Annotated in this window: 12 protein-coding genes; 4 read left to right on the top strand and 8 right to left on the bottom strand. The window is 52.7% G+C overall.

Annotated features, from left to right (window positions below; all coding sequences use genetic code 11):
• Positions 1 to 18: 18 nt before the first annotated feature.
• A complete protein-coding gene (locus ETA_RS09435) occupies positions 19 to 1026 on the top strand; it encodes a substrate-binding domain-containing protein (RefSeq protein WP_012441402.1) in 1008 nt (335 codons plus the stop codon).
• 45 nt (positions 1027 to 1071) lie between these two features.
• Here ETA_RS09435 and ETA_RS09430 read toward each other — a convergent pair whose 3' ends face one another.
• The 3 genes from ETA_RS09430 to ETA_RS09420 are packed head-to-tail and all read right to left on the bottom strand — an operon-like array spanning position 1072 to position 4214.
• Positions 1072 to 1395, bottom strand: a complete 324-nt coding sequence (locus ETA_RS09430; protein WP_012441401.1) for a YdbL family protein — start codon at positions 1393 to 1395, stop codon at positions 1072 to 1074.
• 10 nt (positions 1396 to 1405) lie between these two features.
• Entirely contained in the window at positions 1406 to 1597 is a 192-nt protein-coding gene (locus tag ETA_RS09425; protein WP_012441400.1) for a YnbE family lipoprotein, read from the bottom strand.
• Positions 1581 to 4214: a YdbH family protein gene (locus ETA_RS09420; protein WP_012441399.1), complete on the bottom strand. Its 2634-nt coding sequence runs from the start codon at positions 4212 to 4214 to the stop codon at positions 1581 to 1583. The genes ETA_RS09425 and ETA_RS09420 overlap by 17 nt, the downstream gene beginning before the upstream one ends.
• Before the next feature lie 182 nt (positions 4215 to 4396).
• On the opposite strand from ETA_RS09420, the gene ETA_RS09415 reads away from it, so the two are divergent.
• The gene (locus ETA_RS09415) at positions 4397 to 5389 is read left to right on the top strand and encodes a 2-hydroxyacid dehydrogenase (protein WP_012441398.1); all 993 of its coding nucleotides are present in this window, start codon (positions 4397 to 4399) and stop codon (positions 5387 to 5389) included.
• Positions 5390 to 5464: 75 nt separating this feature from the next.
• Here the strand turns inward: ETA_RS09415 and ETA_RS09410 are convergent, their stop codons facing one another.
• On the bottom strand, positions 5465 to 5740 hold the full coding sequence (locus ETA_RS09410) for a putative hemolysin (RefSeq protein ID WP_042958879.1): 276 nt from the start codon (positions 5738 to 5740) through the stop codon (positions 5465 to 5467).
• Between the two features lie 285 nt (positions 5741 to 6025).
• Here ETA_RS09410 and ETA_RS09405 point away from each other — a divergent pair, with 285 nt between their 5' ends.
• The gene (locus ETA_RS09405) at positions 6026 to 6313 is read left to right on the top strand and encodes a putative quinol monooxygenase (RefSeq protein WP_012441396.1); all 288 of its coding nucleotides are present in this window, start codon (positions 6026 to 6028) and stop codon (positions 6311 to 6313) included.
• Positions 6314 to 6359: 46 nt separating this feature from the next.
• Here ETA_RS09405 and dbpA read toward each other — a convergent pair whose 3' ends face one another.
• The gene (dbpA, locus tag ETA_RS09400) at positions 6360 to 7739 is read right to left on the bottom strand and encodes an ATP-dependent RNA helicase DbpA (protein ID WP_012441395.1); all 1380 of its coding nucleotides are present in this window, start codon (positions 7737 to 7739) and stop codon (positions 6360 to 6362) included.
• 60 nt (positions 7740 to 7799) lie between these two features.
• Complete coding sequence (locus ETA_RS20580; RefSeq protein WP_269446408.1) at positions 7800 to 7925, bottom strand: hypothetical protein; 126 nt, start codon at positions 7923 to 7925, stop codon at positions 7800 to 7802.
• A gap of 198 nt (positions 7926 to 8123) precedes the next feature.
• Here ETA_RS20580 and ttcA point away from each other — a divergent pair, with 198 nt between their 5' ends.
• The gene (ttcA, locus tag ETA_RS09395; protein ID WP_012441394.1) at positions 8124 to 9053 is read left to right on the top strand and encodes a tRNA 2-thiocytidine(32) synthetase TtcA; all 930 of its coding nucleotides are present in this window, start codon (positions 8124 to 8126) and stop codon (positions 9051 to 9053) included.
• Positions 9054 to 9166: 113 nt separating this feature from the next.
• Here ttcA and ETA_RS09390 read toward each other — a convergent pair whose 3' ends face one another.
• Positions 9167 to 10966: a glycoside hydrolase family 13 protein gene (locus tag ETA_RS09390; protein ID WP_012441393.1), complete on the bottom strand. Its 1800-nt coding sequence runs from the start codon at positions 10964 to 10966 to the stop codon at positions 9167 to 9169.
• A 353-nt stretch (positions 10967 to 11319) separates the two neighbouring features.
• Positions 11320 to 12303, bottom strand: a complete 984-nt coding sequence (gene zntB, locus ETA_RS09385; RefSeq protein WP_012441392.1) for a zinc transporter ZntB — start codon at positions 12301 to 12303, stop codon at positions 11320 to 11322.
• Between the last annotated feature and the right edge of the window lie 381 nt (positions 12304 to 12684).

Genomic DNA, 12684 nt, shown 5'->3' with positions numbered 1-12684 from the left:
CCTGGCAGGAGAAAACGAATGAAGTTAACGCAAATTGTCTGGTTCGCCTCGGCGGTGATGATGGGAAATATGGCAATGGCTCAGGCCACGCCGGTAAAAATTGCGGTACTGATGTATGGCAACAAAGCCGAATTTGTCCAGCTTATGGAGAAATATGCAAAAGACTATCCGGGAGTGAAAAGCGGCGAAGTGTCGCTGACGTTTTATGACGGCCGCTATGATGCATCAATACAAAACGACCAGGCCGCGACCGCCATACAGACAAAGACCGACGCGATCATCGTCAACCCAATGGATTTTGAAGCCAATATCGATATTGTGACTCATGCTAACCAGGCCGGTATACCGGTCGTGGTGGCCAACGCCCGATTGAATACTGACGCAATGACCTCTGAAGTTATCTCCAATGATGAGCTGGGCGGTTATCTGGAGGCTAAAGCGGTGTTGGATAAACTCGACTGTAAAAAACATAAGGTCAACGTGGTGATCATTGAGGGGCCAAAAGGCGGCAGCGGTGAAATCCAGCGGGGTAAAGGTAACGACAAGGCCATCGCAGAATGCGGCGCGGGCCAGGTCAACGTGCTGGAACGCAAAACCGCTAACTGGTCGCGCGCCGAGGCGCAGCCCCTGGTAGAAAACTGGCTGCAAAAACATCGCGGCAAAATCAATGGCGTGATTGGCCAGAATGACGAAATGGCGCTGGGTGCAATTGAAGCGATAAAAGGCGCGGGGCTTGACGTCAAGGACTTCGCCATTGCAGGCGTGGATGGCGTTTCGGATGCGATCCATGCCGTTCAGGCTGGCGAGATGGTTTCCATCCTACAGGATGCCAAAGGGCAGATGCAGGGGGCTATCGACGTGGCGTTACGCGCGGTAAAGGGCAAAGGCTATCAACCGCAGTCTGATATCTGGCAACAGTACGCGAAAGATCTGAAGTGGGAAGACGGCACACAAAAACACTATTTTGTCCCGTGGACCACGGTGACCGCGGCAAACGCACAACAGCTGTTGGACGCGCGTAAGTAGCTAATCGTTCAGGCCCAGGTCACGCAGCCACGACAGGCAGCGTGACTATTTCTTCAGCCACTGCCCGTTAATGCCGCGTACATACTCACCGGGCTTTGCCCGCTCAACCAATTTTTGTCCGGCGATGTCGGCGACTTCTCGCGTAGACAGGTTATTTTGCTGTGCCAGCAGCTGATACTGTTCAGTACGCCCTGCATTGACCTGCCTGACCAGCTCCAGGGTTTCACCATCCTGTTGGATGGGCGCGATAAAACCGTTCAGCGTTTCGCCTACCCTTCCCTGTTGACGCGCTTCGTCAAGCGTTAAGGCCATTGCTGCCGGAGACAGCAGCAGACAGCCCAACAGTAATCCCCGGTACAGTTTCTTCATGGGTATTCCTTCAAAACAGGCTGCTATTATTTTTGAGTAACTTTTCCACGTCTTTATCCACCTGAATATGGATCTCATGTTCGATTTTTACATTCATATTGATAGTAATCGGCTCTTTCGGCGCGGCCACCTCAATACGTGGAACGCAGCCGGTTAACAACAATATATAGCTCGCTATTGCTAAACTAGTCAGGGCTTTCATCACTTTTTTCCTTATGCGACGGCAGGGTAGCATTCTCTTCAACCCAGGACTGCAGATTATCGCCAAAGCGCAGGCTGCGCCAAAGTTGAAACAGGTTTTCGCGGTGGGTGTAATTCAGCGAGACCTGCTGATTTCGGTTACTGAAACGGCTGGAACCCTCGACTTTCGCCGTCATTGCCATCCAGCCGAGGTTATCGAGATCGACAGTCGCCCAGCTGCGGGATATCTCCATATAGCGCAGCCAATCTATGGCGGCGCCGGCGGCGAAATTATTACTGCTGATAGCATCCGCCATGTCCTTATCCATACGCAACGTCAACGGCCCGCTGTTGGCAATCCATCCTTCTTTGACCAGCCACCGTGAATTGTTCAGCCAAAGCGGCAGCGCCCCGTCAATTTTTCCGGACATAGCGAGCTGCTTTAACTTCATCGCGGTCACCAGTTCAGAAATATCAATGTGCTTTATCAGCACGCTGGCCGCCTGAGTTTGCGGCATTTGCACACTCTCCATGCTCACTTTCCCCCCCAGCACATCAATATTGACGTTGGAGAGCCGGAGCGGCCTGGCACTGCTCCACGGATACCACCCCTGTAAATCAGCGGTAATATTTTGCAGGGAAAACTGGTTGGAAATCTCTTTTATACGCAGCGCCACCGGGCCGTGAGCGCCAAAATACCAGCGCTGCGCCTCCAGACGGAAGGGCAATGAGAAATCGATGCCCGTCAACGCATTATCGGGCATCGACACGCCGCCGTTGGTGACCAGCCAGTGCCCACCGGCTTTCAGCCCCTGATCGGCAGCGGCGGAGAAAGCAACCTGTGCTTTTAACTGCCCTTGCTGAATAGTTATTTTCAGATCCGGGGCGATCAGCGGCTGGAAAACGCGCAGCGCCTGTTGCGGCCACCACAACTGCCCGCGCAGCCGATCGCCATCCCAGCGCCCTCGCAACTGCACCGGGCCGATGTCACCCGCCTTAAGGCTGCCGTTATAAAGGAACCCTGCCGGATCGCGGCCTTTCACCCCGAAGGTTAAGGTCGAAGGCGGCAGATATCCCCCGCTATTAAGGCGCGTTTCTCTGGCTTTCAGGATGAACTGACCGTCTAAAGAAGGGCGTGCCGGGTCTCGCTGCCAGAGCAAGGGTTTAGCCAGCGTCAGGCGGGGGGCTGTCATCGTCGTGCCGGCATACCGCAGGCGGTTAAAGCCGGTGGACAGCGAATCCAGTTCAATCACGGTGTCCTGCCAGCGGCCACGACCGTTCACGTCCCACTTTGCTGCCAGCGGTGCAAGATAGCCATTACCCCAGTAGCGCCACATCCACTGCCCTTTATCCGGCCAGAAGTTGCTGGCCCGGCCATCAAGGTGTAGTCGGAAGCGCCCCATCTCCCCGTTATGAGCGCTAAGAATAGCCTGTAAACGGCCGCTGATCCCTGCGGATGAAACGACCACGCCAGCCAGAGGCCAGCGCGCTTCATCCACTTCCAGCGTTGATAGCAGCTGTCCTTTCATGCGCAGCAACGCCCCGGGCAGCAGTTCCAGCTGCGGATCGATTAACGAGCCGCGTAACATGGCGGGCAGTCCGGCATAAAACTGTAGCTTCATCAACTTTGCATCGCCGGTGAGCCGCAACGGTAACTGGCTGTTCTGAAAATCAAGCCGCCCTGGCCCGAGATTAAGCACCACGTTACCTTTTCCACCGCGCCCCTGGGTCAGAAGATTAAGGCGACCGGCTATTTCCGTCGCGCCCAGCCCCTGCTGCCAGTTTTTGGCACTTAACGCGACGGAGCCTGCAAGGGGTTGAGAGGCCCACGGCCAGTTCCACTGCCCCTGACTGATGTCAATCTGCTGTGGCGTGATATGCCACGGCAGTGTCAGCAACGGGGTGGCGTGCGCCTCACTGTGGACGAGCAGCTTTCCGCTGTTCTGTTGCCATTTAAGCTCCATGGCGATCGGGTCGGGTATGCCATCTAGCCTGAGATTGCTGTGTAACGCGCCGGACTCGGGCAAACCGTCGGGGATGACGGGCAGATTCAGCGTACCGTTAAGCACAACCGGCTGCGCCATACCGGGAGCCTTAAGCTCAAAGGTCTTTATCGCCAGATCCCGGCCATCCAGTTCAGCCTGTAGCCTCAAATTCTTGCCGCGGTATTCCAGGCGCTGGCGCTGGGCATCCGTGTGGAACGTCAGCCCCCCGCTCCAGTTCTGCCAGGGGGCAACGGCCAACTGGCCAATGCTCACATCGGCATGCGGCAGCATCTTCTGCCATTCAGCCAGCGAACGTGGCGCCTGTTGGCTATCGTCAGATGCCGGGATCTTCGCCGCACAGGCGCTGTCAATTGACACGGCATCGGCAGACAGCTGCCAGCGTGACTGACGATAAGAGAGCGCCACGGCACTTGCTGCCGCCATCTCACAGTCGCCAACGCGATAGCGGACACCGGCCAGCCGTAATGCGCCCTGCTGCCAGCGCGGATTGCTGTCGAGAACGAGAGCGGTGTTTTCCGGTAGCCACACCCCGGCCAGTCGCGGTAGCCATTCCTTCACGGTAAAAAGCAGCCCGGTCAGTAGCAAGATCGCTGCCATCAGCGCAGCTAAAGTTCTCATCAAGCCCTGTTTCATGGCGGCTAATCCTGTTCAGTCCGTGATTATTGAGTAAATGATGGCACGGAATGCCACAAGGGTGAAGTATTTCGCGGCAATAGGGCCGATATGCTACCTTTTTGTTCCGACCAGTCTACCGATCGTGCATTAATTGTTACACTGCTACACGGTCAATCATGCGCGCACAAAGGAGAGAAACCATGAAAATTGCGGTTTACAGCAATAAGCAGTACGACAGGAAATACCTCGAGCAGGTCAATGCGGACTACGGATTTGAATTTGAGTTTTTCGATTTTCTGTTGAGCGAAGCGACGGCGAAAAATGCCGAGGGCTGTGAAGGGGTTTGCATCTTCGTTAATGACGATGGCAGCCGGGTGGTGTTGGAAGCGCTGGCGAAACAGGGCGTCAAATTTATCGCTCTGCGCTGCGCGGGTTTCAATAATGTTGACCTTGATGCCGCCGCTGACTTGGGTATGAAAGTCGTTCGGGTTCCGGCCTACTCGCCGGAGGCGGTAGCGGAGCACGCGGTGGGCATGATGATGACCCTTAACCGCCGTATTCATCGGGCATACCAGCGCACGCGCGACGCCAACTTTTCGCTGGAAGGCTTGATTGGTTTTAATATGCACGGCCGCACCGCCGGGGTGGTGGGCACGGGTAAAATCGGGATTGCCGTACTGCGTATTCTGAAAGGTTTTGGCATGCGCCTGCTGGCCGTTGATCCCTGGCAGAGTCCGGATGCTCTGGCGCTGGGCGTAGAATATGTCGATATTCAAACCCTGTTCAGCCAGTCTGATGTGATTACCCTGCACTGCCCGCTTACGGAGGAGAACCACCACCTGCTCGATCAGAGCGCTTTTGCCAAGATGAAACAAGGGGTAATGGTGATAAATACCAGCCGTGGCGGACTGATCGACTCACAGGCGGCAATAGACGCGCTTAAGCAGCAGAAAATTGGTTCGTTAGGGATGGATGTCTATGAGAACGAGCGCGATTTGTTCTTTGAGGATAAATCGAATGACGTGATCCAGGACGATATTTTCCGTCGTCTGTCGGCCTGCCATAACGTGCTGTTCACCGGCCACCAGGCGTTCCTTACCGCTGAAGCATTAACCAATATTTCACACACTACGCTGGAGAATCTGCGGCAGTTAGAAAAGGGCGAACCTTGCGATAACCTGTTGACCCCATAATTTTGAGAGAAGAGATCCCGGAAGCCGGAACCCGTCGGTGACCGGGATAGTTACCCGTGCCGCATAGGATGACGGTTATCGGGCACAGCTTCCGTTGAGCAAGGCACTTTCCGAGCAGCGACGGCCATTCTTCAGTTGACACATCCCTACCGCGCTTCCATCCAGCTGACGAGAAAGAGCCAGGGTTCCTCCGGCGTTCAGGCAATGATTTGCCGCCAGGTCTGCCATCTCAACTCTGGCAGGAACATGAGCCGCCGTGGCCTGCTGCGGAGGTTCATCATCACGGTCGCTACTGCAGGCGGACAGTAATAAAGACGCTGCCACCACCCACAACAATGTTGCTGCTTTCATCAAACGGGCTCCGGTTCGGAATGTGCTTAGACGGGAAGATCAGCATAGGCCACGTTTCACATCAGGTCGATAGTTGTCACGCTTTTTTACAAAACAACGTTCAGAGAACTTCAACAGACAAAGTCTGAATTATCACGGGACTGAATCGTGCATGGGGTAGGCTTAATGCTTAAGAGCCAGAAATGCTTATGGCAAATGGGGCGAGCCGTGCCAGTCTAACAGACCTATTTCGCCCTGCTGCGGCATATTCGTTAACACGATTGATGATTCTTTAAGGAGATAAAGATGTCTGACAAACCCATTTTGATTATCGCCAGCATGATCGCCAAACCGGGTAAAGGTGATGAACTTTATGAAGTTTTACAGCGCTGCGTGCCACCAAGTCGACTTGAACAGGGTAACGTGCATTATGATTTATATCGTAGTGTTGAAAACAGTGACAGCTTCCTGTTCCATGAAACTTGGAAGAACGCGGCAGCCGTAGACCTGCATGAAGCCCAGCCCCACTTCTTAACCTTACTTAAAGAAGCCGGCCCGCTGCTGGCTGAAGCCCCGTTAATTAATAAAATCTAAGCGTATCAGGCAGCCGGAACTGTTTTACTCCGGCTGCCTGGTGACGTTATTTCAGCAGCCGCGCCCGACAGGTTTTACCCTTAATCTTTACCTGCTGTAGCTGCTGCATCACCTTGCGCACCAGCTCGCGGGGGATAGCCACATAGGCCAGGGTCGGGCCAATATCGATTTTGCCGACCTGATCGCCCCGTAGTCCCCCCTCACCGGTCAATGCACCCAGGATGTCGCCGGGGCGAATTTTGGCCTTACGTCCGCCGTCCAGGCTTACCGTCACCATTTCAGCCGGCAGCGGCTTGCTGACCGCTGATTTCAACGTGGAAACCGGGCTCCAGGCCAGCTTTTGCTGTAAATAGTCCTCGAGCGCATGCGCACGTATCATTTCATCAGGCGCCACCAAACTCACGGCGCAACCCTCCTGCCCTGCACGAGCGGTTCGACCAATACGGTGTACGTGCACTTCAGGGTCAAATGAGAGCTGATAATTCACCACCATCGACAGCGCTTTAATGTCCAGCCCGCGTGCCGCCACGTCGGTTGCCACCAGCACTCGGCAGCTGCCGTTGGCAAAACGTATCAGCATCTGATCGCGATCGCGCTGCTCAAGATCGCCATGCAGCGGCTGTGCGCTGATCTGGGCATTCTCCAACGCATAGGCGATATCATCACATTCGCGTTTGGTATTGCAGAACACCACGCAGGAAGCAGGCTGGCGTTCGCTGAGCAGTCCGATCAATGCCGTCAGCTTTTCACGCGCCCCGGCTTCATAGAAGGTTTGCTCAATCGCCGGCAGGTCAGAAACATCGCCGGTTTCAACCGTCAGCGGATCACGCTGGATTTTCTGACTGATATGAGCAATCGCCTGCGGCCAGGTGGCGGAAAATAGCAGGGTCTGACGCTGCTGCGGGCTGTGGCTGATAATCATATCGATATCTTCACGGAAGCCCATTTCCAGCATGCGGTCGGCTTCATCCAACACCAGGGTGGTGATCGCGTCGAGCTTCAGCGTTTCGCGTTTAAGATGATCCAGAATACGTCCCGGCGTTCCGACCACGATATGCGGCGCGTGCAGCAGGGAGTCACGCTGTGCGCCAACGGGCTGACCACCGCACAGGGTGAGGATCTTAATATTGGCGGTAAAGCGCGCCAGACGACGTAACTCTTTCGTCACCTGGTCGGCAAGTTCACGCGTAGGACAGAGCACCAGCGCCTGAGTGACATACTGGCTGGCATCAACGCGGTGCATGACGCCCAAACCAAATGCGGCGGTTTTCCCACTGCCGGTTTTGGCCTGGGCGCGGACGTCACGTCCCTCTAATATTGCGGGCAGCGACGCCGCCTGTACCGGGGTCATGGCAAGGTAGCCCAGTTCGTTAAGGTTATCGATCTGGCTGGCTGGCAGTTGTGTCAGGGTAGAAAAAGCAGTCACGACGAAGTTCTCTGGAAATCGGAGGGGTTATTGAGGGAGATTGTAACAGATTACCGCGGCTCAACGGGATCGGTACGGATCTTTTTTATCGTCTTCACTGCTGTCCGGACTGCGCGGCACTTCGCCGTGTTCTTTTGGCTCATCTTTAGCGGGATGCGTTTCATCGTGACGTTCAGGTTGCGACATGACACTCTCCTTTCGATCTGTTTTATCAAGCTTAGTCGAGATTTGCGTGCCGCAGTACAAAATTGCTCGTGACATCAGTACGCCCGCAAAACCTGCTGGAATTCCCCGGCGGAATCCGTACCATACACGGCAATCTGCTTTATAAGCCTGGCCTGCGGGTGTTCTTCACCAATCCTGCGATATGAGAAAGTCTATAAAATGCAATCAAATCAAGAAAATAGCAAAAAAGGTCAATACAATCTGAACAAGCTTCAAAAGCGCCTGCGCCGTAACGTGGGTGAAGCGATTGCTGATTTCAATATGATCGAAGAAGGCGACCGCATTATGGTTTGCCTGTCAGGCGGTAAAGACAGCTACACCATGCTGGAAATTTTACGCAATTTGCAGCAAAGCGCGCCGATTTCTTTCTCACTGGTGGCGGTAAACCTCGATCAGAAACAACCGGGTTTCCCGGCGCATATCCTGCCTGAATACCTTGAACAACAGGGCGTGGAATATAAGATTGTCGACGAAGACACTTACAGCATTGTCAAAGAGAAGATCCCGGAAGGAAAAACAACCTGCTCTCTCTGCTCGCGCCTGCGCCGTGGCATTCTTTACCGCACGGCCAGCGAGCTGGGCTGTACTAAAATCGCTCTCGGTCACCATCGTGATGACATCCTGCAAACGCTGTTTCTGAATATGTTTTACGGTGGAAAAATGAAGGGAATGCCGCCGAAACTGATGAGTGACGATGGCCAGCATATCGTTATTCGCCCACTGGCCTACTGCCGCGAAAAAGACATAGAGCGTTTTGCTATCGCTCGTCAGTACCCGATCATCCCATGTAACCTGTGCGGCTCGCAGCCTAACCTTCAGCGTCAGGTGATTGGCGATATGCTACGCGACTGGGATAAGCGCTATCCCGGGCGTATCGAAACGATGTTCACCGCAATGCAGAACGTGGTGCCTTCGCATCTTGCCGATGCCGATCTTTTCGACTTTAAACAGATCCGTCACGGTAGCGAGGTGATAGACGGGGGCGATTTAGCCTTTGACCGCGAAACCCTGCCTCTTCAGCCGTCTGCCTGGCAGCCGGAGGAAGACGAAGCCACGCCTGCCCGTCTGGACGTGGTACAAATTCGTTAGTCGGGCGAATAACTGACTCTGCCGGGATACCGCCGACCATAGAGCAACGGTTCGCACCGCCAGTCATAGCGGCCAGAGCACGGAGATCTCGCGTTTTCTGGCCCTAATGCTTTTTAATTAAGCCGGTAAATGCCCGATTGCCACGGCTGTAACTCAAGCACAGTGGCATTCATGGCAACGGCTTCTTTAGCATGACTCTCCATCACGACTTTTTTGATGGTCATATTTTCCGGCAGTCGAAAGTTAACTTTCTGTTCCTTGAAATTGATCACCACTAAATAGCGTTCATCTCCGTCAGTGCGCGTATAGGCGTAAACCGTATCATTGTTGGGGTCCAGGTCGCTGTACTCGCCGTAAGTTAGTGCCGGAATAGCATGCCGCAGGCCGATCAGCTTGCGATAATAGTTGAACACCGAATCAGGATCATCGATCTGATCGGCAGCATTTATCTGAGTAAAGTTGGGATTGATTTTGAACCAGGGTGTCCCGGAGGTAAAACCGGCATTTTTAGTGGTATTCCACTGAAATGGCGTGCGGCTGTTATCACGGCTGGTCATGCGTACGTTATGTAAAAAATCATTGGCATCAACCTTACCGCTCGCCACGTAATCCTGCCAAAAACCTTTAACTTCAATATCGTCGAAGTCGCTGATGCTCTTGAACGGATAATTTGTCATGCCAAGTTCAGAGCCTTGATAAATAAAAGGCGTTGCACGCTGGGTGATAATCAAGGTTGCCAGCGCTTTAGCAGATAACACTCTCCATCGGGGCCGATCGTCACCAAAATGCGATACGGCACGCGGGTTGTCGTGATTATCAAGGAAGAAAGCATTCCAGCCATATTTTCCCGTTGAGCGGTCAACTCTGCCAATGGTTTGGCGAAACTCCGTCAAGCTCCATGCTTTCTGGCGCCACCGCTCCTCTACCCCGCGATCGAGACGGATTAGGTCAAAGGTAAAGGCAATATTCAGCTCTTCACGCCGGCTGCTGAAATAGTTAACGGCTTTATCTAAAGGAACACCAAATATCTCGCCGGCGGTGGCAACGTCATATTGCGAAAATACCTTCTGATTCATTTCTTTGATATAGCGATGAATATCAGGTCCTTCCGTGTAGGCTTGTGCGAAATTCTGGCGTTGCTGAGGAGTGAGATCCGGGAAGCCCGCAATCTTTGAATAGGTGGCGACCGTATCAAACCGCAGGCCGGACACGCCCTTATCTAACCAAAAGCGTAACATCTCGTAGAGTTCTTCACGCACTTTGGGATTATCCCAGTTCAGGTCTGGCTGCTGCTTTGCAAAATAATGCAGGTAATACTGGTCAGATTTATCGTCTTTCTCCCACGCTGAACCGCCGAAGAATGAGGGATAGTTATTAGGCGGTTTGCCCTGCTTTCCATCACGCCAGAAATAATAATCCCGATACGGGTTATCTTTGCCGCTTTTACTTTGCACAAACCAGTTGTGCCGATCGCTGGTATGATTAATCACGACATCAATCATCAATCGCATATCACGTTTATTCATCTCCGCAATAAGACGATCGAAGTCTTCCATCGTACCGTATTCTTTCATGATTTTGCGGTAGTCGCTGATATCATAGCCGTTATCGGTGTTGGGTGAGTCGTAATGTGGATTGATCCAGATAGCATCAATACCCAGATGCTTCAGATAGTCGAGCTTTTCAATAATTCCTTGCAGGTCGCCGACGCCATCATCATTTGTATCCTTAAAAGATCGTGGGTAAACCTGATAAAATACCGCCTGTTTCCACCATATGGGTAGATCATCAGACTTCTGCATCTCTGCGGTTGTTGTAATATCTGCTTTACCGGCCACCGCCTGACCTAAAGAAGCAGACAGCAAAAACGTAAGTAATAACGCCGTAGCGATATTGAGTAGGCAACGTGACATCAAACTTTTCTCCATGAGGAATTCATCGTTAAACGGCTAGAATTTTCCCTGGTTTGATCGTCATTCTTACTCTTATTACACACGGGCCTATGAGTCTGAGCGCATCATGTAAGGCTTTATATCGTGTTAACAGGAGCAAAAAAAACCGGCTAAAAGCCGGTGTCGTAGGAATCAAATTTGCTATGCATCAATTCAAAAAAGGAAGAAGGACAAATTGGAGCACAACGCCCATCGCTTGACGTTGCATTCACCTGCGGAAGAGAGTTTGCCCTGGAGCGCGACCTCCTTTATTGACATCGATCAGTATTAGGTCTTTTTTAACGATTAGCTATGCTAATCATTATTGTCGCTACTCAGAGCCATTTGCGCTTTCTTAGCCACCAGGCAACGCCCAGCACCAGAAAGACCAACAGCAGACAGAATGCGCCAAACCCATAGCGCCATCCGCCGCCGGGGATCCCTCCCAGGTTCACGCCAAAAAGGCCGGTCAGAAAAGTGGTCGGCAGAAAGACAACCGCCATTAATGACATCCTATAGGTGCGGCGATTCATCGCTTCCGCCATCACGGTTCCGATTTCATCAGACAGGACCCCAGTACGTGCCACGCTGGCATCGAGATCGTCCAGCCCCCTTCCCAAACGATCGGAGATATCCTGCATACGGCGGCGATCGTCATCGGTCATCCAGGGCAGACGCTCGCTAGCGAGCCGTGAGTAGACGTCGCGTTGCGGCGCCATGTAGCGGCGCATGATGATTAACTGTTTACGGATCATCGCCAGCTCGCCGCGCGGCGGCACCTGCTGATCGACCACGGCATCTTCCAGCTCGATAATTTTGTCGTGCAGCTGCTCAATAAACTCACTGGCATGGTCAGTTAACACATCACAGACGTCCACCAACCAGCCACCGCCGCTGACCGGGCCATTGCCATTTTTGAGGTCGCTAAGGACTTCGTCAACCGCATAGACTTTGCGCCGACGGGTGGAAATAATCAGCCTGTCATTGATAAATACCCGCATCACCACCAGCTGCTCTGGGCGTGACTCGGTGTTCAGATTGACGCTGCGTAAGGTGATCATGGTGCCATCACCCAATCGACTGACGCGCGGGCGCATACTGTCGCCGCCGAGAGCATCGCGCACCGCATCAGGTAGCAGCGGCGTCAGCCTCAACCAGTCAGCACTTTCATGATGGGCGTAATTAAGATGCAGCCAGCATGGACGGTCGTTGTCGAATACTTCAGCACCGTTGATGGGGGTCATTCCGCCCTTACCATCTAACTGGCATGAGATAATTGCATCTGATACCTGGAGTGATTTTCCTGCAATAGCGTCCATATGGGTTCCACCTCGATGATATTTATTGTAAGACAGTCTAACCCGTGACAGCTTTGTTGCAAATTATGCCTATGTATCAAGATGTTCATTCTACGGGGTCTGCGTATGGCGGCTTACGAACATCGCTTTTATGCCATTCTAAAGAAAAGGGTGATATCTATTGATATATAACCAATGAATAAAATGAAAATAACAAATAACGGCATCACCCCTCTCTTTATTAATAAAAACCGTTATGCCTTATTGTTTTATTTTGAAATTAAAACGTAAGAAACAGCATTATCATGACAAACATCACTTGATAAAATTGATATTCGATCTTTATGATACCCTCCAAGATAACTGGCGATATATCTATCTATTTTTCGCTCACGTTAATTA

The organism is Erwinia tasmaniensis Et1/99 (assembly GCF_000026185.1).
Taxonomy (GTDB): domain Bacteria; phylum Pseudomonadota; class Gammaproteobacteria; order Enterobacterales; family Enterobacteriaceae; genus Erwinia; species Erwinia tasmaniensis.
The sequence above is the reverse complement of the archived record's forward strand: the minus strand, read 5'-3'. Positions and strand labels throughout refer to the sequence as shown.

Coding starts and splice junctions, on each gene's coding strand:
- ETA_RS09435 (WP_012441402.1), top strand. CDS start 19: ATGAAGTTAACGCAAATTGTCTGGTTCGCCTCGGCGGTGATGATGGGA.
- ETA_RS09430 (WP_012441401.1), bottom strand. CDS start 1,395: ATGAAGAAACTGTACCGGGGATTACTGTTGGGCTGTCTGCTGCTGTCT.
- ETA_RS09425 (WP_012441400.1), bottom strand. CDS start 1,597: ATGAAAGCCCTGACTAGTTTAGCAATAGCGAGCTATATATTGTTGTTA.
- ETA_RS09420 (WP_012441399.1), bottom strand. CDS start 4,214: ATGAAACAGGGCTTGATGAGAACTTTAGCTGCGCTGATGGCAGCGATC.
- ETA_RS09415 (WP_012441398.1), top strand. CDS start 4,397: ATGAAAATTGCGGTTTACAGCAATAAGCAGTACGACAGGAAATACCTC.
- ETA_RS09410 (WP_042958879.1), bottom strand. CDS start 5,740: ATGAAAGCAGCAACATTGTTGTGGGTGGTGGCAGCGTCTTTATTACTG.
- ETA_RS09405 (WP_012441396.1), top strand. CDS start 6,026: ATGTCTGACAAACCCATTTTGATTATCGCCAGCATGATCGCCAAACCG.
- ETA_RS20580 (WP_269446408.1), bottom strand. CDS start 7,925: ATGTCGCAACCTGAACGTCACGATGAAACGCATCCCGCTAAAGATGAG.
- ttcA (WP_012441394.1), top strand. CDS start 8,124: ATGCAATCAAATCAAGAAAATAGCAAAAAAGGTCAATACAATCTGAAC.
- ETA_RS09390 (WP_012441393.1), bottom strand. CDS start 10,966: ATGTCACGTTGCCTACTCAATATCGCTACGGCGTTATTACTTACGTTT.
- zntB (WP_012441392.1), bottom strand. CDS start 12,303: ATGGACGCTATTGCAGGAAAATCACTCCAGGTATCAGATGCAATTATC.